The organism is Nostoc sp., from assembly GCF_036917395.1.
Taxonomy (GTDB): Bacteria; Cyanobacteriota; Cyanobacteriia; order Cyanobacteriales; family Nostocaceae; genus Nostoc.
This window is the reverse complement of record NZ_JBALDI010000085.1, coordinates 79,422-97,434: the sequence shown is the minus strand read 5'-3', so window position 1 is coordinate 97,434 and position 18,013 is coordinate 79,422. Positions and strand designations below refer to the sequence as shown.

Below are 18,013 nucleotides of genomic sequence, written 5' to 3'. Positions count from 1 at the left end.
GATCGGTCACACTGTTTGGTCAACGACTTGCATCTGCATTTCATTCATACGACCACCCTGCACAGTGATTTTAGAGAAAGCCGTTTCGATTTCACGAAGATCCTCAGAGGTCATCTGAACCTGAACTGCTCCTAAGTTCTCGTTCAGGTGATCTAGGTTGCCTGTCCCTGGAATTGGAACAATCCAGGGCTTCTGCGCTAAGAGCCATGCAAGTGCAATTTGAGCAGGTGTCGCATTCTTTTTTTCTGCAAATCGTCTCAGTAAATCAACAACTGGCATATTTGCTGCTAAGTTTTCGGAGGAAAAGCGATCGAACTCGGAGCGAAGGTCTGTTTTCGGGTCGAACTTCATGTGAGCATCTATTTCCTTAGTCAAATAACCCATTCCGACTGGACCCCACGGGACGAAACCGATTCCTAGCTCCTCACAAGTTTTTAGTACGCCGTTTTGTTCTGGATCTCTTTCCATCAGCGAATATTCGCTCTGAATTGCTGTAATCGGTTGCACAGCATGTGCTCGACGGATTGTTTGTGCACTCGCCTCAGAAAGACCGAAGTGTAAAACTTTTCCCTGTTGGATGAGGTCTTTAACCGCACCAGCCACATCCTCGATGGGCACTTTGGGATCAACTCGGTGCTGGTAATAGAGATCAATGTGGTCAGTTCGGAGGCGCTTCAATGACGCCTCAACCACTTTCTTAATATGTTCCGGTTGGCTATTTGGAACACCACCGGCTTCAATGTCAAAGCCAAATTTGGTGGCGATAACGACTTGATCGCGGAGAGGCGCGAGTGCTTCTCCCACAAGCTCTTCACTTGTATGTGGACCGTAAACTTCAGCAGTATCAAAGAACGTCACGCCTTTTTCATAGGCTGTACGAATGACCTGAATGCCTTGGTTTCTGTCTGCGGGGGGTCCATAATTGGCGCTAATACTCATGCGCCCAAGTCCTATTTCCGAGACTGCTAGTTTTCCGAGTTTTCGTTTTTGCATTTTTTGAACTCCTGTATTTGAATTAAAGGTCGAAATTGTCTGACTTCACAATCAGGACTGATATTGTTCGTCGCTGACCTTTTCCATCCAGTCCACAGTCTTGCCATCGAGCTGTTCCTGCTTTTTGTGCGATCGCTCAGGGCAGCAAAGAAGTTCTTCTGGGCAGCGATTGCTATCAGTACGACCCAATGCATTATCTGCTTGCTACGGTCGAACTGCCGATTGTCAGCCAAATTCTGAAAGCGTCTAAGGCGCAACCGTACCTTAGCCTTCGCCTCGATCTTGACTCCACCCTCGTTGGCTCAGTGATGATCGAGGCAGGGTATCCCTCATCGCGCAGCCGTGCTGACGTGAAAGCGATTGACGTAAGTCCGTTAAATGCAAATCTGTTGGATGCTGTGGTGCGGCTCGTCAGGCTTTTAGATTCCCCTGCTGAAGCTCATGTTCTCGCACCACTGATTAAGCGGGAAATTATTTACCGACTCCTGATGGGAGAGCAAGGTAATCGGCTCCGTCATATTGCAGTTCTGGGTGGCTATACCTACCACATCGCCAGAGCCGTCGAGCGACTTCGTAAAGACTTTAACGAGCCGATCAAGATTGAAAGCATCGCACAAGAACTGGGAATGAGTGTCTCAGGCTTCCACCATCACTTCAAGTCTGTCACTGCAATGAGTCCCTTGCAGTTCCAGAAGCAACTGCGCCTCCAGGAGGCTCGCCGTCTGATGCTGGGGGAAAACCTTGACGCTACCAGTGCTGCCTATCAAGTGGGGTACGACGATGCCTCGCACTTCAACCGGGAGTACAAGCGGCTCTTTGGTGCCCCACCGATGCGCGATGTAGAGCGGCTGCGAGAAGCTGCTAAAGAGACTGCTAGTTCAATATGATCTCCTCAAGACGCCCTAATCTTGCCAGAAATCGTTTCCACACAAACATCCTTTAACACGGGCACTTCAGGAATACGGCAGATTGATCAAGACAGTTCATATTCTGCGTTGGTATGCCGATGAGACCAATCGCCGCAGGCTAAATCGCCAGATCAACAAAGTTTATTTGATAATTCAAATCACAGTTAGTTTAGTAGAAAAGCGAAATAACTAAACTTTACACCCTTAGATAGTGACATCTATAAAAACTTCCTCTGAAATTTTGACCAAAGAAGTACAAGAACATAAAAATACAAGATAAATGTTCGTATTTATGTTCTAATACATCGTGAATATCCAACTTTCCTGGCTTGAAAACAATACTAAGGTGATTAAGCTTTAATCGGCGATTACACGGTATATCAATATAGATGAACGATTTGTTTGCTCAAATATGCGATCGCCGCGACCCTTCAAATATTAAATTAAAGCCTGTATTCATTACTGAATCAGGCAATTGAAATTTTTTATTAAATTTGCCCAAAGAACTTCAGTTTAATTACTGAATAGTGAATCCTTCCGGTCTGATAGCATCTTCCAAATCAACCCCCATCAGGTTAACCCCCTGCATGTTTGCATTTGTAAGATTTGTCTTTTCCAAGTCTGCGCCCTGTAGGTTAGCTGCTTGTAGGTTTGCTCCCAGCAGGTTGGCTTTTTCTAGGTCTGCATCAAATAGGTTTGCTCCCAACAGGTTTGCTCCCAAAAGGTTTACCTTGCCTAAATCTGCTCCTTGAAAGTTAGCCCCTTGTAAGTTTGTTTGCTGCAAGTTAGCCCTTTCTAAGTCTGCATTTTGTAAGTTAGCACCCTCCAAGTTTGCCGCTTGCAGGTTTACATCCTTGAGCATTGCTCCAGTCAGGTTACACCCGACACATTCATTAGTTTGCAATAAACGTCTAACATTTTCTGCTACAGATACTATTGGGGATGCAACCGGAGATATTACCGGGGAAGTTACAGACTCCATTGGCGATGTAACCGGAGGCATTACTGGACCTAGTTTTTCCGTAGGTATGGATGGTGTTAGTGTTAAAGCTCTAACTGCTTGCTGGTCAAGCAGAGAAAATCCTGCTACAAGTACCAGAAATACTGCTGTTACGATCCAGTGAGTTAATTTTTTTGGATTTGGTTTATTCATTAGTTCCTTCCTATGATGATTCGTAGTGGTGAGCTTGCTTTTATAAGAGCCATCAATAATCTGCTTTATTCTCACTTTAGATAAATTGATTGATAACATCAAATATTATTCTGATTCAAATTGATAAATTCAAGTGATTAAAAAATTTTTTGGGATGGGAAACGATAAGCTGATTTTTCGGTTAGATGAGGGACATAGCATCGATCAATAATTTTCAGTGGCTCATTGCATAGACGCGTAGTAGCTTGTCGTCAGACATCGGATCTCCAGGTAACAAGTTTTCAGGGCAGGTGGATGGTACGGAGCGCCCACTGTAAGCGTAGTTTACCGCCGTAGGCATCGCCTCATGCCTAATTGGAAAGCATTGCCAGACTAGGTAAAAGTCGATATGATTCACTTTTAATTAAGATAGAGAGTCCCAAGTAAATTAAGACAAATGGGAAGACTTTTCGACCATAGCGAGTTAAAACCGGAGTCATCAGAGGATTACGAGTCAGGTTGTAAGAGAGTAAGCACCACGCCCCAACACTCAAGTAGCAAGCACACAGAATTACACCCAAACTTGGAAGATTGCTACTGGCGAACAAGGGTACATAGATCCCAATGTTGTTTCCTCCATTGGCAATGGTGACAGCGGAAACGCGGTAAGTTTGAGGATCGCGGATGGTTGCCAATAGTGATTTCTTCTGCCGTCCAGATTTGGCAGGAGTTAAGTCAACTGACACCGCTTGCACTGTCTCTGTTTCCTGATCTCGACTGATAAAATTACTAATACCAATGGCGATGGGAAGCAAACCTAGCAAACCAATCCAAGTGCTTGGAATAATCAGACCGCCGAAGAAACCAGGCAGACTAGCACATACTAAGGTAGTGAATCCCAGAAATTCACCGAGAACAATATGCTTAGGACGAAAGCTGCGATTGACTTTTCCGAAGAAAGCTGTCAAGTATAAATTGTCGTCAAAGGTGGTTGCAAAAGCGGTAGAGATTCCAATAATTAATGTACTAATTAGCCAACTCATAATTTTTGCTCACGATAATTCAATGCTGTTTGTCTTAATCCTTCTCTGCTTCTGGTAATGAGGGCAGTTCAAAAGATTTTGTGACTGTTTATACTTAACGACAACCGATCTTCGCTAGTCATCAGCCAATTCCCCAGTTTTTAGAGGCGATTGCCTCCAATCAAATTGGTGTTTTTTTTCTCAGCAAGATACCTTGGGAGTTCATGAAGTCAATATTATGGCTTTCAACCAAATAAGAGCAAATACTCTTGTTATTTAAAACGATAAATAAAAGTGATTAATAACTTTAGGGATTACAAAAAAAAATAAATGACCCAAAAATGATTAAATAAAGCTACATAACCTAGATAAGAATGATAATCAGAGAAAAAGTGGAGGAAGTAGTTTCCAAGGGGACTGCTTCCTTCCTAAATAAACTCTTGACTGTGCAAAAAGCAAGCAATTTGACCAGTGTGAATTGATTTATCTTTTACAGACTGCCTTGATTTTTTTTGGCGATTTATCTTTTTGCTAGTCCCTTAAATTCGACAGGCTCGCAATGCCGTCTGAACAACCTCTAGGAGTTGGGCGCGACTGGCTCCACTCGCTGCTTGGACGGACATCCCAAAGTTGACAGTTACGACAAAACGAGCAAGGGTAGCAGGATCAATATCAGACGGCAAGTCACCTTCTGATAAAGCACGCTCGAAGCGATCGCGTATTGCAATCTCGCCTAAGACTCGGCGTTCTGCCAATTCTTGATGGAGCGGATCGTCCGGATCTCCACATGAAAGCATACTCAGTGCAAAGAGACATTTTGAGGGATTGCACGGATTAGTCAGTAAGTCAACAACGCCAGACATCATTCGCTCGATGACTCTACGTGCGGTTGGCTCCTCAAGTGCCTCACGAAGGTAGGCTGTTTGCCTATCATTATAGCGATCAAGCACCTTGCGGAATAAAGTTTCTTTGTTGCCAAAAGTAGCATAGAGGCTCGGACGGTTAATGCCCATCGCCTCAGTTAGATCCGTAAGGGATGTTCCCAGATAGCCCTTGCGCCAGAATATCTGCAAAGCTTGCTCTAAAGCTTCGTCGATATCGAAAGCGCGAGGACGTCCCTGCACTGTATGAGACTTTCTTGTTTCCATACCTTTGAGTATAAAACTTCCTTGACAGCATGATTTAATCAGGGGATACTATTTTTGTACCGATTGGTAAATAAATCCTGATTGCCAACTATTATGCCTAGCAGAGCAAATTATGGGAAAAACACTTGCAGGTAAAGTTGCATTGGTTACGGGCGGTTCACGCAGTCTAGGGGCGGCGATCGCTAAACGTCTCGCCCATGATGGCGCAGCAGTCGCCCTGACCTACACTAGTTCGCCCCAAAAAGCCGACGAGGTGGTGCTTGCGATCGAAGCGGCAGGTGGAAAAGCCTTGGCAATCCGCGCTGACAGTGCCGATGTTGAAGCGGTGAAACACGCCGTCGCCGAGAGCGATGAGGTTGCTGACTTGGTTTCCTATCTCGCCAGTCTGAAGCCGCCTTTGTCACTGGTGCCAGCCTGAAGATTGATGGTGGCTTTACAGCTTGAACGATATGTAATCTAAACTTGCTAGTTCCTAAACCTAATTCAAAAAAAACATCACTATGTCACAGAAGCTTTCAGAAAAAATCGCGCTGATTACAGGTGGCACCAGCGGCATCGGTCTTGCTACTGCCAAGCGATTCGTCGCCGAAGGTGCATATGTCTTCATCACGGGTCGTCGTCAAAGTGAACTTGATGCCGCCGTCAAAGAGATCGGTAAAAACGTCATAGGCGTTCAGAGCGATGCCTCAAATCTAGCAGACCTTGATCGCCTTTACGCCACGATTGAGCAAGAGAAAGGTCGCCTTGATATCATCTTCGCCAATGCTGGAGGTGGGGAACTTGTCCCGCTCGGATCGATTACCGAAGAACACTTTGACAAAACCTTCAACACCAACGTCAAAGGTCTGCTTTTCACCGTGCAGAAGGCATTGCCTTTGTTGCCAGAGGGGGCTTCGATTATTCTCAATGCTTCGGCTACTTCTATCAAGGGCACCCCAGCGTTCAGCGTTTACAGCGCCACCAAAGCCGCCGTGCGATCGTTTGCCCGGAACTGGACACTCGACCTCAAAGAGCGCAAGATTCGTGTCAATGCCATCAGCCCTGGTGTCGTGCCTACTGCTGGCTACAATCTCCTGGGACTGAGCGAGGAGCAGGTGCAGGGATTTATAGCAAGTCAGGCTGACAATATCCCCCTTGGGCGGGTGGGCACGCCAGACGAGATTGCTAAAGCTGTCGTCTTTCTTGCATCCGATGACAGCAGCTTTGTCAACGGCATCGAACTCTTTGTTGATGGAGGCACGGCACAGATTTGAAGCCTCCTCAAAGCGGTGGTTAATGTAGTCAGTCCTGGGATTGTTCCCACACCCGCTCACCATCGCCAGAGAATAACTAAGGAAATCGCACACACAGATGGTGAATGACATTCCGCTGGGGCGCGTGGGAACCCCGGATGAAGTGGCAAAAGCGGTTTCCTTCCTGGCTTCAGATGACAGCAGCTACATTGCATCGAATTGTTTGTCGATGGCGGTGTGGCATAAATCTGAATGGGTGCGTAGGCGTAGCCCGCCATAGGGATCGCTTCATTAGCTTAGAACCTGATTTTGCAGCCTTTGGACACACTCCAAGGGATTGCTTTAGAAGTCCCTACTAAGTGGATTTCTGTCGGTAAAGCCTGGGATATTCTTGGCAGCTAATGCTAAACATCGGTTAATATGACTAATCTCGTGGCTTCAGTTTGAAAATGTATAGTAATGTTGGATGTTTAACTTGTAATTATGCTAACCAGTGTTGACCGTTTATTATTTGTCCGGCGAGTCCCAATTTTTAAGGAATTGCGGGATGATTTTATAGTGCGGCTCACTTCAGTGATGAACGAACTGTCATTTCCAGCTAATTACACCATCTTTCGCCAAGGAGAAGAAGGGCGATCGCTCTACATTGTGGTGTCAGGTCGAGTTAAAGTTCACATTGGGAATAAACAACTTGCAGAGGTGGAACAGGGAAAATACTTTGGTGAAATGGCAGTATTTGATACTCAGCCTCGTTCCGCCACCGCAACGACTTTGGAACCTTGCGAATTTTTAGAACTGACGCAAGAGCAACTTTATGATGCGATCGAAGAAACTCCCGAAATTGCGGTGAATATCATTCGTGAGTTATCCCGTCTGATTCGCAGATTGAATGACGATATGAATGTAACAAATTCCCCACGGACAAATCCAGGGGCTTTTAGCAGAGAGTGAGAAATAGCGGTTTGGTTCCTGTGCAGGTTCCAAAATACTACTAAGTAGAGTTTCGCGTAAAAGCGTAGCGTTTTTAATGTAACGGAACCCATTAACAGTCCAAGCGAATGCATTGGTATTGCATTTTGGATTGACTGCGACGTTCACATGAGTGTGGATGGTAACTGTGGCACTTGCTACCACAAGCTTTAGTTAAGCCTTAACTGAACTGTATTGAGATATAGTCGAGACTATGATTTTTCTTAGATATTTTTAGTCTCGGCGTTTTTTTGTCACTTTTTTGCTGATTCTCCATAAATCTTCGTCATCATCATACCTGCCTAATTTCTTAAATTCATATTTAGCAAGCCTTTTGCCCTTTTATAACTATCGAACTCAGGTTAATTTATAGCAACTTATTAAGAATATTATTGACAGAACACCTTATTGGGGTAGGATTACAGTCGTTTATCTCAACACTTTTAGCAGATGGATGTGAAATCAAGATGAATACTACTCAAGAACAAGCGACAACTTATTGTTATGAGAGGCTAGAACGTTCTAAACCTATAGAAACTCCAGACTCATTCAGCAAACTTAATAAATGGAATGATAGATGTATCTTCAGCAATATACTTGATATAAGTCAAGAACATTTTGTTTTAGATGACATGAAATTGATCCTAATCAAGTTCGCTGATAACCAATTTAAAGCAACTTTGTCCTATTACATTACTTCCAAAGGTTGGAGAACAGGAACAACCCAAATGCCGGGAATACGGATAGTTCTAAAAAGTTGTAAGGGAATCGGTTTTGCCAACTGGTCTATTGATGATATTCAGGTAAGTTGTAGAGATAATCATCAGTATCGAGAACATCAGACAATTTTCAATCTTTATACTTTTGAAAACCTTTTTAAAGCTGAAAGAGATATTAATAATGGTAGTGTTTACAAATGTTAGTAAATCTCTCGAAAGTCGGCGTAAAAGTAGTGGTTATGGTTTGCAAAATCATAATTTTCAAGTAAACGTTAGGCAATATAGCGATCAGCAAGAATCTACATTGAGAGAAAATGCTCTATAAGGGATTTACAACAAATAAATTACTATTACTTGTGGGGCGGGTATCTTGCCCGCCTTTAGCTACGGGCGGTTACTTGGTGCTGGCTTAAATCCACGTACCTGAAGATGCTACTTTCAGACATTCTTTAAGAAATTGCTGAGGAATTTCTCCACTTTCTCCCCAATGGAGATGAACATAAGAAGCATAAACATTTGCCGATAAACCCCATCCCTCGCATCCCATATTTTCCTCACAATCGTAACGAGAAGTTTCAAATAGGGGCTGAGTGGGAGTTAAAGTTAAACAGGAACGATGAAACTCATGTCCGTAAACAGTTGTACCTGCCTTCACTAAAAGATTATCTTGCAAAGCTACTGCACGACGATATCCCAAAGTTAAACGCCCACCCATCACAGCAGATGTCGGTAAAACTCCCGCCATCGACCAAGATTTACCCTCAAAATCGATAATTTGCTCACATAAATACATCAATCCTCCACATTCGGCAACTGTAGGCATTCCTTTAAGAATTGCCGTTTTCACTGCATCACGAACGCTGGTATTTTCTGCTAGTTGCTGGGCAAAAACTTCTGGGAAACCACCCCCAAAATACATTCCCTGCACATCTTTTGGGATGCCAGCATCTTCTAAGGGACTCCAGAAAACTAATTCTGCACCAAGGTTTTGCAGCAAATCGAGATTGTCTTGGTAGTAGAAATTAAAAGCGCGATCGCGGGCTACTGCAATCCTGATAGAGGAGGGGGGATGAGGGGGATCAGGGGGATGAGGGAGAGGTTTTGATTTTAACAGGGGTAATAAGCGTTGCCAATCGAAGCAGGTGTCTCCTAAATCAGCAAGGCGATCAATTAAAGCATTGAGTTCGGGGAGTTCTGCTGTGGGTACTAAACCCAAATGGCGATCGGGAATTGTGATGTTATCTTGACGCCGCAGCACGCCGAGAATGGCTAATTGTAAGGGTTCTAGGGAATCTTTGAGGAGAGAGAGATGGCGATCGCTTCCGACGCGATTTAATACTACCCCAGCTATTTTAATTCGGGGATCAAAAGACTCGTAGCCGTGAGCGATCGCAGCTACAGAACCAGATAAACGACTACAATCAATCACCAACACCACAGGTAAATCTAAAAGCCGCGCGATGTGTGCCGTACTCGCAAAGTCAGTTGATTTTTGCTTTTCTTGCCCATGCCCAATTCCATCAAATAATCCCATTACCCCTTCCACGAGGGCATATTCACTCACTTGACTATGACGGGCAAAACATTGCTGAATGTAGGCTTCGGAAGTCAATACTGGGTCTAAATTGCGACAAGCACGACCAGTTACGTGTTGATGAAACATCGGATCAATGTAGTCTGGGCCTACCTTGAAAGATTGCACCAGGCGATCGCGACGACGTAAAGATGCTAAAAGGGTGAGCGTAACTGTTGTCTTGCCCACCCCACTACGTTCTCCAGCAATGATTACAGACATGGATAATTGGTGATTGGTTAAACTAAATAGTCAGCTATCTTAGTAGTATCAAATCAAAGTAAAACAAAAATATTGAATAATTTATTTGATTAAAATCACTGCTTTATCCTACTCAATAATAATTTTTTTATCAAGACGTTCAGCCAGCCATAATTTAATAATAGAATTAGATGTCACCCCTAAACGCTTGGCTTCATGTTCTAAAGCTTCAATCATCCAAATGGGAAAGTCAATATTAATTCTTTTTTGCTCATAACGTGGACGATGTGCGTTAGATAAGTCTATAAACTCAGTAATATCTTCTCCATTCTCAAACTTAGCATCAAATTCTTCAGCTTTCATAAATATTTACCTCTTCAGTCCGAGAGCGGCGAACGGAAATAATTCTTATTTTATCACCACGATAAGTAATGACTGCTGATCAATATTTTTCAACAATATTGCCAATAACTAGAAACCGCTGTTGTGCGTGCAGGGATTTCAAGAAAATTTGCATCTGCCCAAAGTTTCTGTGCTTCGATAAAATCAATGCCATGTTTAGTTTTATTCGTTGCACTTTTGTAATGATCAAATTCAAACTCCATAATGTTTTTTAAGACAAATCCAAAAGATTTTAATAAACAATCTTCACTATTTTATAAATTAAATTTTCCTTGCCATTCGTCTTCACTTTAATAATAAAAAAAATTCCCCCCTTCCCGCATCGGGAAGGGGGGTAGGGGGGTTAGGTCTGAATTAATTCGCCAATTTGAAAATATTCGCTGTCACTCCCAGGCTTTCTTCAAACAGAGACTCGCGGCCCCAGCGTTGCACTTGCTGACTCAGCAATGCTTCCGCCTTTTGTTCCGAAAGTGAAGTCACCTGTTGAAACAGACCGGCGGATTGGGCACCACCGTGTGTTTCCATCCGCATACAACCACCAGTTTCCGAGCAGATAACTGTACCACAGTCTGCCTGGGGATTTGTCGAGCTGAGGCGCAAGGCAATCAAGTCGCCGATAATATCGCCCACATCAGCAACCGGAACTCCTGCTAACTCTGCTTCTACTTCTCGCTGTTCTTGAGCAATAAAACGGATGCGAGTGATGTCATAATCACCGCTTTCCTTTTCATAAGAAACTGGCTGCCATTCCAGCCGACTTGCCAGCCAACCCAAAAACAGTAAAGCTTGGGCGGGGTTGCCTTTTTCGTAATCAATCGTAACGCGGTCAATTTCTTTGAGGGCGGCGCGACGGTGAGGAGAATCGTAGGCCTCAGCTGTCAATTCCTGCCATGACGCGAGGCGACGCCAGTTTAAATCAGCTAAAGGTACACCCGTTTCTACCAACTCTTGTAGGTGGAGTAAATCACTTTCTGGGGTGTTAAAGTTGCAAGAATCTACAATGACATTATTGGAGACTGCTGCTAGGCGCTTGAATAGACTGTTGTTAGGGTCTGGTGTTGCCTTCCACCAGAGAAACTTCGGTAAGCCGCCAATCAACAATGCTGGAATCATGCCCCCTATCCGTTCCAAGGCAGCAGCAGTACCACTGAGAGTGATGTATTCGCAGCAGACAAGTGTCCTTGATGATTGCTTTTGGATGGGGCAATAGGCAGAAACTTGAGCTTTAACCCCTTTATCTTCGCCAGTAATGGGAAATAGGGCAATGATGCGGCAGGGGTTGCGGAGGGCGATTTCATCAGCAATTCTGGGGCTGACAGCGCTATTTAAGATCCCACTACCAGGATGTTCTCCTCCAGATCCGCTTCGCTGAACTTTAGCAAATTCTTCTCGTAATATAGTGAGAGTTTCTAGTGTTGCAGTTCCAGTTTGTGTCAGACTATGTTTTCTTTGCACTTCCCGCAATGCTGCTGCCATCTGTGGTCCTAAAATCCCATCAATTGGGCCGTTGTAAAATCCTAAAGCAGCCAACAAATACTGAGTTTCTTCTGGTTCGTAGACTATTAAAGTAAATGTTGTTGCCCTAGTAGCACTGGGAAGTCCACCGTCCTCGCCAGTAATGCCGTAGCTTTGCCATATTTGACTCAGTTCCGCATCTATTTCGTCAAGCGAAATATCTTTTGGTGCTTGAAGTGAAAAAATTGTAGAAGTTTGGAGAGCCATAGGAAATTTTGGATTTTGGATTTTGGATTTTGGATTTTGGATTTTGGATTTTGGATTTTGGATTAAGAACTGGTAATTAGTAATTGGTAATAGTTTTTTATATTCTCCATTACCCATTCCCTGTTTCGCCATCCCCAATCTAAAATCTAAAATCTGAAATCTAAAATCTTAGAGTCTGCGCCAGCGACGGCCATCTTGGTTAATTAAGAATTCTGCTTCTGCTGGTTCCCAAGTACCGGCTTCGTACTGGGGAATAGTATTTGGATCGGCGGGTGCATCCCAAACGGAAAGGGCTGGTGTTACTACCTGCCAGGCGGCTTCTACTTCATCCGCCCGGGTGAACAATGTTTGGTCGCCCATCATACAATCAAGGAATAGGCGATCGTAGGCATCGGATGTTGCTTGGATGCCAAAGGAACCATAACTAAAATCCATGTCAACGGAACGGGTACGGAATTCTGCCCCCGGCATTTTGACATCAAAACGCACGGAAATTCCTTCATTTGGCTGAATCCGCATCGTCAAAACGTTGGCGTTTGTTTGTTGGGCGGCAGATTGAAACATCCGAGACGGAACTTCGCGGAAGTGGATGGAAATCTCACTGACTTTTTTCGGCATCCGCTTACCAGTCCGCAGGTAGAAGGGAACACCTTGCCAGCGCCAATTGTCTACCAAAAACTTCATTGCTACATAGGTGGGGGTTGTCGAGTTGGAATCAACGCCTGGTTCTGCCCGATACCCTGGCACTGCTTGACCCTTCATCCAGCCAGCACTATACTGACCACGCACTGCTCCCCGTGATAGATTGTGCACATCCGCTAAACGAGTAGCTTGGAGTGCCTTCACTTTTTCTGTACGGATGCTGTCGGCATCCATTGCGTTGGGTGCTTCCATAGCCGTTAGGCAGTAAAGTTGCATTAAGTGGTTTTGCAACATATCCCTTAGTGCGCCGACGCTTTCATAGTAACCAGCCCGGTCTTCCACGCCTACGGTTTCTGCGACGGTAATTTGCACATGGTCAACAAATTGACGATTCCACAACGGCTCAAAAATCGCATTGGCAAAGCGAAACACCAGCAAATTCTGGACTGTTTCTTTACCCAAGTAGTGGTCAATGCGGTAAACTTGATTTTCTTTGCAAAATTTCTGTACCACTTGGTTAAGACTCTGGGCAGAAGCCAAGTCGCGACCAAAGGGTTTTTCAATTACTAGACGATGTTTGTAGGGATCTTCTAGCATCCTACTGCTTCCAAGCTGCTTAATCGCTTCGGGAAAGAATGAGGGGGCAACGGAGAGATAGAACATGCGATTACCTCGCGTGCCCCGTTTTTCGTCTAATTCACTCAATAAGGTTTTCAGTTTCTGGTAGCCTTCGGGATTATCTATATCTCCAGGACTGTAGAACAAACCTTGAGAGAAGTCTTGCCAGAGTTCCCCTAAATCGACATCAGGATGTGCCTCTTCCATGCCTTTTTGCATCTGTTCACGGAAGTAATCGTGGCTCCACTCTCGACGTGCCACACCGACAATGGTAGTTTCTGGGGGAATGCGCCGTTCTCGCCGCAATTTGTAAAGTGCTGGCACTAGTTTGCGCCAGGTGAGATCACCAGAAGCGCCAAAAATGACTATAATCTGGGGTTCGGGCATCCCTTGTTGTTGCAGACCAACGCGCAAGGGGTTTTCTAGCAGACTAACCATAGCAATTTTGGATTTTGGATTTTGGATTTTGGATTAGGGATTGGGCACTTGTACTAAGCGTTGCCGTTGGCGCAGCCCCTCCAAGAGTTGTATTGGGCATGGGGCGTGGGGCATGGGGCATTGGTTATTCTCCTTGTCCCCTTTTCCCCTTGTCCCCTTGTCCCCAATACCCAGCCCCTACACTGGTGACAATACCTTGATCTTGTCTTCTAAAGAGTTCATCAAGGACTGGAAGGGCTGAATGAACTTGTCAATACCATCGGCTAACAGTTCATCCATTACAGCATCGAGATCGATGTTGATGTCGGGATCTTTGAGGTTTTCGATCAGCGTGTAGGCTTTATCTACATCTGTTTCTAAGCGATCGCTAACGTTACAATGATCGGCACAAGCTTTTATCGTCGCTGGTGGTACGGTGTTAACGGTTTCTTGCCCAATCAACTCCTCGATATACATCACGTCCCGGTAGTTGGGGTCTTTGGTGCTGGTACTAGCCCAAAGTAGCCGCTGTACTGTGGCCCCTTTTGCTGCCAAGGCTTGCCAACGATCGCTCTCGATAATTTTCTTGTATTCTTGGTAGGCAATCTTGGCGTTAGCGATCGCTACTTTCCCTTTAACAGCTCTTAGCTTTGCTTCCACGGCAATATCATCAACGCCTTTTTTCAACTTAGCATCAATTTTGCCGTCAACGTTACTATCGATCCGGCTGAGGAAGAAGCTGGCGACTGAAGCAACTTTACTGATGTCTTTACCTTCAGCCAGCCGTTTTTCTAAGCCACCAATATAAGCCCAAGCTGTGTTTATGTAGCTTTCTACAGCAAAAAGTAGCGTAATATTGACATTCATCCCTTCGGCTATTACCTGTTCTGCTGCTGGTAAGCCAGGCTCTGTGCCGGGAATTTTAATCATCAAATTTTCCCGACCAACTTCTTGGAAATAACGCCGGGCTTCGTTTATTGTTGCTTCAGTATCATGGGCGATGGTTGGCGGGACTTCGATACTCACATAACCATCTAGTCTATTCGAGGCTTCATAAACAGGGCGTAAAATATCACAGGCATTACGGATATCTGCAAAAACCAGCGATTCGTAAATTTTGTATGTCGGTAAGCCAGCACGAACTCCGGCTTCGATATCGGCATCATAAATAACGTTACCAGCGATCGCTTTTTCAAAGATTGCTGGGTTAGAGGTAATCCCACAGATCCCTTGATTTTCAATCATGTCTTTGAGTTCGCCTGATTGAATAATGTCACGGGTCAGATTATCCATCCAGATACTTTGACCGTATTGCTTAATTTCTAGTAGATGATTGGTAGCCATAGCTCTAATTTGTTTCAGTCCTGTATAGTGATGTTTCGTAGTGAAGTTGGTAAAACCCATCAAATGTTGATGGTTACTTTTGAATTGTGGCGTTGCCAATCACTTATCGCATCCGCCAGCTGAGATAATCTTTAATACATCTTCAAGAAGTGCTATTCTGCATTTCCAATCCTAAATCACCATGATTAACGTTTAATTAATGGCAGATGCTAGATGCATCCTTGATGCTTTTGTAACTGTCTTCTAGTGGCCGTTTTGAATAAAAGACTCTACCTTTGCTACATCTTCTTTGCTACCAATAATTAAAGGTGTGCGCTGATGCAGTTTTTTCGGTACCACATCCAAGATATTTACCAGTCCTGTAGTGGCACGACCGCCTGCTTGCTCAATCAAAAAGGCTAGAGGAGCGGTTTCATAAAGCAAGCGCAATTTCCCTTCTGGGTTTTGAATTGTGCCTGGGTAGAGAAACACGCCGCCTTGAACCAAAATTCTATGGATGTCGCTCACCATTGCGCCGCTATAACGAGCGCTGTAACCTTCGGTGCGATGAACGTAGCGGATATATTCTCGAATTGATTCTTCCCACTGCCAAAAGTTACCCTCGTTCACGCTGTAAACAGAACCGTGAGTAGGAATCTGAATATTTTCTTCTGTGAGAATAAATTCGCCTAAGCTGGGATCAAGGACAAAAGAATGAACGCCCTTACCTATAGTATAGACTAGCATCGTGCTGGGGCCATACAGGATGTATCCGGCAGCGAGTTGCTTCCGTCCGTTGGTGAGGAGATCAGTTGCCTTACCATCGCTATCAGTTCCTTCTTGTTGGCGAATGGCGAAAATGGAACCTAAGCTGAGATTATTATCAGTGTTGGATGAGCCATCAATTGGGTCATACAGCAGGGTATAACGACCAATGGGGCAATTTTCCGGAATGTAGTAGGGATTTTCCATTTCCTCGGAAGCTAGACGACAAACTAAGCCGCTTTGCTTAAAAACTGAGATAAATACATCATTGGCATAGACATCCATCTTTTTGACGGATTCTCCTTGCACATTAACTTCCCCAGTAAATCCCAGAACGCCTTCCATTAAACCAGCGCGACTCATGCGACGAGCAACCAGTTTGCCTGCTAGAGCGATACGATTCATCAGCGCACTTAAATCCTGTGCATCTGGGGAAAAACTCTGAAGTTGCTGGAGGACGTGACGGGATAAGGTTGTACAATCACGATCTAGGGATTTGTCTGTAGCATCGTAAGTAGATAAGTCTAAAGATTCTGGCGCTTTAGCCATTTTTATGTTCTCCGCAGGCACAGCTGTTAGTTGGGTTTTAGTCGTGTATGGCAACTCATAGTTGCTGCTTCTATCTTAGGAAGGTAATTTGAGAACTTAGATACGACTTTAGATAAACTAAAGAAATCAATCTTCAGTGACCCCTGCACTCAGAGCCTAAATACGTAGTAATTTGTCTAATAAATTACTAATATAGAGCCAGTAATTTACCTTAAGTAAGCGACTACAAAAAGTAATCAAGGCAATGAACCACTAAGTATTATGTGCAGCCTGAGCTACCCTGAAGTTATGGGAAACAGATTTAGATTTATCATTTGGGATTGAAGACTGCTGATGTTCAACTACAATCCATTAGAGTGCTTACCTTCATCAGCAGAATTGCCAGATTCTGATGACACCCCTGTGGATAATGAACTGCAAATATTAATTCCCAACTTGTTGTTAGCGATATTAGCTGCTATTTGGCAAGCCCGTGATGATTGGTTTTTTGGGATCAACATGGGAATTTATTATGCAGCCAATAAACCTGCCATTGTCCCCGATGGGTTTTTAAGTTTGGGTGTAGAACGTTTTGTTGGAGAAAATGGGCGTTCTAGTTATGTACTTTGGGAAGAAGATGGCATTTCCCCAATCTTATCCTTAGAAATTGTTTCCCAAACTTACAATTTTGAATACGAGCAAAAGAAAGTAGATTATGCCCAATTAGGCATTTTGTATTATGTCATCTATGCACCAACCCGCTTACGTCGTAAGCGTCAGCGTTTAGAAGTTTATCGTTTAGTTAATGATAAATATATTTTACAATTAGGCGATAAAATCTGGATGCCGGAAATTGGTTTAGGTATTGGACGTGAACGCGGAACCTACCAAGGAATCACGCGAGAATGGTTGTATTGGTATGACGAAAATGGTAATAGATACTCAACACCAGAAGAAGTAAGAGTTAAGCAACAGCAACAACTAGAGCAAACACAACAACAGCTTCAAGAACTTTTAGCTAGATTACAACAGAAGGGAATCAACCCGAATAATCTCTGAATAATTCACGTTGGCTTAAGGGACTTCCAGTTAAAAAAACATCGCATCCCTGCGGGACGCTCCGCGAACGTAGGGGATCTTGGCCAAGATCCCCTACAAATGTACAAATAATTTTGGATAATTTATTTTTTGTCAGTCCCTAAAAGTTCGTCATTTTGCTATTTGGTTTTAGATATTCAAGGATAAGGTGGGGCTTTTGAAAGGATTTTTACCATCTGCGACAATCAGGCGATCTGAAACACTTTATCTGGCATAATTGCGACGGACAAGATGTCTATCCTACAAAACATTCATAAAACCTGGCTATGCAAACAGTAATAGCTAGCATTGAGTTTACGCTTTGTTTAAATATATTTTTGCAACCGTAAATCTAAGTAAGTTATGATAATATAAAAAGTCTTGGGCGATTAGCACAGGGGTAGCGCACATCCTTCACACGGATGGGGTCACTGGTTCAAATCCAGTATCGCCCACTTATATACAGCAAGGCTTTTAGGGCAGGTAGTAGCATTTAATGCTCAAAATGCCTAATTGCTTTATAAAAATGGCTGATTACTTGCTCAAAGTACTTAAATGCTTTCTCAAAATGACATTTGACTTACTCAAAATGCCATTTGACTTTCTCATTTCGGTGTTTTCC

18 protein-coding genes, 1 tRNA gene and 2 pseudogenes are annotated in these 18,013 nt (G+C 43.9%); 10 read left to right on the top strand and 11 right to left on the bottom strand.

What is annotated here, in order from left to right; translation table 11 throughout:
* Positions 1-6: 6 nt before the first annotated feature.
* A complete protein-coding gene (locus V7K46_RS30240; protein WP_335119853.1) occupies positions 7-993 on the bottom strand; it encodes an aldo/keto reductase in 987 nt (328 codons plus the stop codon).
* A gap of 122 nt (positions 994-1,115) precedes the next feature.
* On the opposite strand from V7K46_RS30240, the pseudogene V7K46_RS30235 reads away from it, so the two are divergent.
* From V7K46_RS30235 to V7K46_RS32235, 3 genes and pseudogenes are all read left to right on the top strand, one after another.
* Positions 1,116-1,487: pseudogene (locus tag V7K46_RS30235) on the top strand (AraC family transcriptional regulator); the annotation flags it as partial.
* Positions 1,482-1,880 (top strand): helix-turn-helix transcriptional regulator, encoded by a 399-nt coding sequence (locus V7K46_RS30230; protein WP_335120015.1) that lies wholly within the window; start codon positions 1,482-1,484, stop codon positions 1,878-1,880. The pseudogene V7K46_RS30235 and the gene V7K46_RS30230, both read left to right, overlap by 6 nt.
* A gap of 46 nt (positions 1,881-1,926) precedes the next feature.
* Positions 1,927-2,094: pseudogene (locus tag V7K46_RS32235) on the top strand (Tn3 family transposase); the annotation flags it as partial.
* A gap of 324 nt (positions 2,095-2,418) precedes the next feature.
* On the opposite strand, the gene V7K46_RS30225 reads toward V7K46_RS32235, so the two are convergent.
* The 3 genes from V7K46_RS30225 to V7K46_RS30215 form a co-directional block, all read right to left on the bottom strand.
* Positions 2,419-3,054 carry a pentapeptide repeat-containing protein gene (locus V7K46_RS30225; protein WP_335119850.1) on the bottom strand — a complete coding sequence of 212 codons (636 nt, stop codon included), beginning with the start codon at positions 3,052-3,054 and terminating at the stop codon, positions 2,419-2,421.
* A 350-nt stretch (positions 3,055-3,404) separates the two neighbouring features.
* Positions 3,405-4,076, bottom strand: coding sequence for a cadmium resistance transporter (locus V7K46_RS30220; RefSeq protein WP_335119848.1), 672 nt, complete (start codon positions 4,074-4,076; stop codon positions 3,405-3,407).
* A 518-nt stretch (positions 4,077-4,594) separates the two neighbouring features.
* Complete coding sequence (locus V7K46_RS30215) at positions 4,595-5,203, bottom strand: TetR/AcrR family transcriptional regulator (RefSeq protein ID WP_335119846.1); 609 nt, start codon at positions 5,201-5,203, stop codon at positions 4,595-4,597.
* A 112-nt stretch (positions 5,204-5,315) separates the two neighbouring features.
* On the opposite strand from V7K46_RS30215, the gene V7K46_RS30210 reads away from it, so the two are divergent.
* The 5 genes from V7K46_RS30210 to V7K46_RS30190 all read left to right on the top strand — a co-directional run bounded on the left by V7K46_RS30210 (position 5,316) and on the right by V7K46_RS30190 (position 8,327).
* Positions 5,316-5,621 (top strand): SDR family NAD(P)-dependent oxidoreductase, encoded by a 306-nt coding sequence (locus V7K46_RS30210; protein ID WP_335119844.1) that lies wholly within the window; start codon positions 5,316-5,318, stop codon positions 5,619-5,621.
* Between the two features lie 82 nt (positions 5,622-5,703).
* Positions 5,704-6,456, top strand: coding sequence for an SDR family oxidoreductase (locus V7K46_RS30205; protein WP_335119842.1), 753 nt, complete (start codon positions 5,704-5,706; stop codon positions 6,454-6,456).
* Positions 6,457-6,553: 97 nt separating this feature from the next.
* Positions 6,554-6,715, top strand: coding sequence for an SDR family oxidoreductase (locus tag V7K46_RS30200; RefSeq protein WP_442939889.1), 162 nt, complete (start codon positions 6,554-6,556; stop codon positions 6,713-6,715).
* A gap of 203 nt (positions 6,716-6,918) precedes the next feature.
* A complete protein-coding gene (locus V7K46_RS30195) occupies positions 6,919-7,386 on the top strand; it encodes a Crp/Fnr family transcriptional regulator (RefSeq protein WP_273761982.1) in 468 nt (155 codons plus the stop codon).
* A 410-nt stretch (positions 7,387-7,796) separates the two neighbouring features.
* Entirely contained in the window at positions 7,797-8,327 is a 531-nt protein-coding gene (locus tag V7K46_RS30190) for a hypothetical protein (protein WP_335119837.1), read from the top strand.
* 205 nt (positions 8,328-8,532) lie between these two features.
* Here the strand turns inward: V7K46_RS30190 and V7K46_RS30185 are convergent, their stop codons facing one another.
* The 7 genes from V7K46_RS30185 to fbp all read right to left on the bottom strand — a co-directional run bounded on the left by V7K46_RS30185 (position 8,533) and on the right by fbp (position 16,335).
* Positions 8,533-9,918, bottom strand: coding sequence for a cobyrinate a,c-diamide synthase (locus V7K46_RS30185; RefSeq protein ID WP_335119835.1), 1,386 nt, complete (start codon positions 9,916-9,918; stop codon positions 8,533-8,535).
* 108 nt (positions 9,919-10,026) lie between these two features.
* Positions 10,027-10,260, bottom strand: coding sequence for a type II toxin-antitoxin system BrnA family antitoxin (gene brnA / locus V7K46_RS30180; protein ID WP_335119833.1), 234 nt, complete (start codon positions 10,258-10,260; stop codon positions 10,027-10,029).
* 89 nt (positions 10,261-10,349) lie between these two features.
* Positions 10,350-10,502: a BrnT family toxin gene (locus V7K46_RS30175; protein WP_335119831.1), complete on the bottom strand. Its 153-nt coding sequence runs from the start codon at positions 10,500-10,502 to the stop codon at positions 10,350-10,352.
* Between the two features lie 151 nt (positions 10,503-10,653).
* Positions 10,654-12,021, bottom strand: coding sequence for a glucose-6-phosphate dehydrogenase assembly protein OpcA (gene opcA / locus V7K46_RS30170; RefSeq protein ID WP_335120013.1), 1,368 nt, complete (start codon positions 12,019-12,021; stop codon positions 10,654-10,656).
* Positions 12,022-12,189: 168 nt separating this feature from the next.
* Complete coding sequence (gene zwf / locus V7K46_RS30165; RefSeq protein WP_335119829.1) at positions 12,190-13,719, bottom strand: glucose-6-phosphate dehydrogenase; 1,530 nt, start codon at positions 13,717-13,719, stop codon at positions 12,190-12,192.
* A 177-nt stretch (positions 13,720-13,896) separates the two neighbouring features.
* Positions 13,897-15,042: a transaldolase gene (gene tal / locus V7K46_RS30160; RefSeq protein ID WP_335119827.1), complete on the bottom strand. Its 1,146-nt coding sequence runs from the start codon at positions 15,040-15,042 to the stop codon at positions 13,897-13,899.
* Between the two features lie 243 nt (positions 15,043-15,285).
* Complete coding sequence (gene fbp, locus V7K46_RS30155; RefSeq protein ID WP_334723618.1) at positions 15,286-16,335, bottom strand: class 1 fructose-bisphosphatase; 1,050 nt, start codon at positions 16,333-16,335, stop codon at positions 15,286-15,288.
* 333 nt (positions 16,336-16,668) lie between these two features.
* Here fbp and V7K46_RS30150 point away from each other — a divergent pair, with 333 nt between their 5' ends.
* Both V7K46_RS30150 and V7K46_RS30145 read left to right on the top strand, forming a co-directional pair.
* A complete protein-coding gene (locus V7K46_RS30150; protein WP_335119824.1) occupies positions 16,669-17,373 on the top strand; it encodes a Uma2 family endonuclease in 705 nt (234 codons plus the stop codon).
* A 401-nt stretch (positions 17,374-17,774) separates the two neighbouring features.
* Positions 17,775-17,846, top strand: a tRNA-Val gene (locus tag V7K46_RS30145).
* Positions 17,847-18,013: the final 167 nt, after the last annotated feature.

What these genes read in the sequence shown, in the direction of transcription:
- V7K46_RS30240 (WP_335119853.1), bottom strand. Translation starts at nt 993, where the DNA reads ATGCAAAAACGAAAACTCGGAAAACTAGCAGTCTCGGAAATAGGACTT.
- V7K46_RS30230 (WP_335120015.1), top strand. Translation starts at nt 1,482, where the DNA reads ATGGGAGAGCAAGGTAATCGGCTCCGTCATATTGCAGTTCTGGGTGGC.
- V7K46_RS30225 (WP_335119850.1), bottom strand. Translation starts at nt 3,054, where the DNA reads ATGAATAAACCAAATCCAAAAAAATTAACTCACTGGATCGTAACAGCA.
- V7K46_RS30220 (WP_335119848.1), bottom strand. Translation starts at nt 4,076, where the DNA reads ATGAGTTGGCTAATTAGTACATTAATTATTGGAATCTCTACCGCTTTT.
- V7K46_RS30215 (WP_335119846.1), bottom strand. Translation starts at nt 5,203, where the DNA reads ATGGAAACAAGAAAGTCTCATACAGTGCAGGGACGTCCTCGCGCTTTC.
- V7K46_RS30210 (WP_335119844.1), top strand. Translation starts at nt 5,316, where the DNA reads ATGGGAAAAACACTTGCAGGTAAAGTTGCATTGGTTACGGGCGGTTCA.
- V7K46_RS30205 (WP_335119842.1), top strand. Translation starts at nt 5,704, where the DNA reads ATGTCACAGAAGCTTTCAGAAAAAATCGCGCTGATTACAGGTGGCACC.
- V7K46_RS30200 (WP_442939889.1), top strand. Translation starts at nt 6,554, where the DNA reads ATGGTGAATGACATTCCGCTGGGGCGCGTGGGAACCCCGGATGAAGTG.
- V7K46_RS30195 (WP_273761982.1), top strand. Translation starts at nt 6,919, where the DNA reads ATGCTAACCAGTGTTGACCGTTTATTATTTGTCCGGCGAGTCCCAATT.
- V7K46_RS30185 (WP_335119835.1), bottom strand. Translation starts at nt 9,918, where the DNA reads ATGTCTGTAATCATTGCTGGAGAACGTAGTGGGGTGGGCAAGACAACA.
- brnA (WP_335119833.1), bottom strand. Translation starts at nt 10,260, where the DNA reads ATGAAAGCTGAAGAATTTGATGCTAAGTTTGAGAATGGAGAAGATATT.
- V7K46_RS30175 (WP_335119831.1), bottom strand. Translation starts at nt 10,502, where the DNA reads ATGGAGTTTGAATTTGATCATTACAAAAGTGCAACGAATAAAACTAAA.
- opcA (WP_335120013.1), bottom strand. Translation starts at nt 12,021, where the DNA reads ATGGCTCTCCAAACTTCTACAATTTTTTCACTTCAAGCACCAAAAGAT.
- zwf (WP_335119829.1), bottom strand. Translation starts at nt 13,719, where the DNA reads ATGGTTAGTCTGCTAGAAAACCCCTTGCGCGTTGGTCTGCAACAACAA.
- tal (WP_335119827.1), bottom strand. Translation starts at nt 15,042, where the DNA reads ATGGCTACCAATCATCTACTAGAAATTAAGCAATACGGTCAAAGTATC.
- fbp (WP_334723618.1), bottom strand. Translation starts at nt 16,335, where the DNA reads ATGGCTAAAGCGCCAGAATCTTTAGACTTATCTACTTACGATGCTACA.
- V7K46_RS30150 (WP_335119824.1), top strand. Translation starts at nt 16,669, where the DNA reads ATGTTCAACTACAATCCATTAGAGTGCTTACCTTCATCAGCAGAATTG.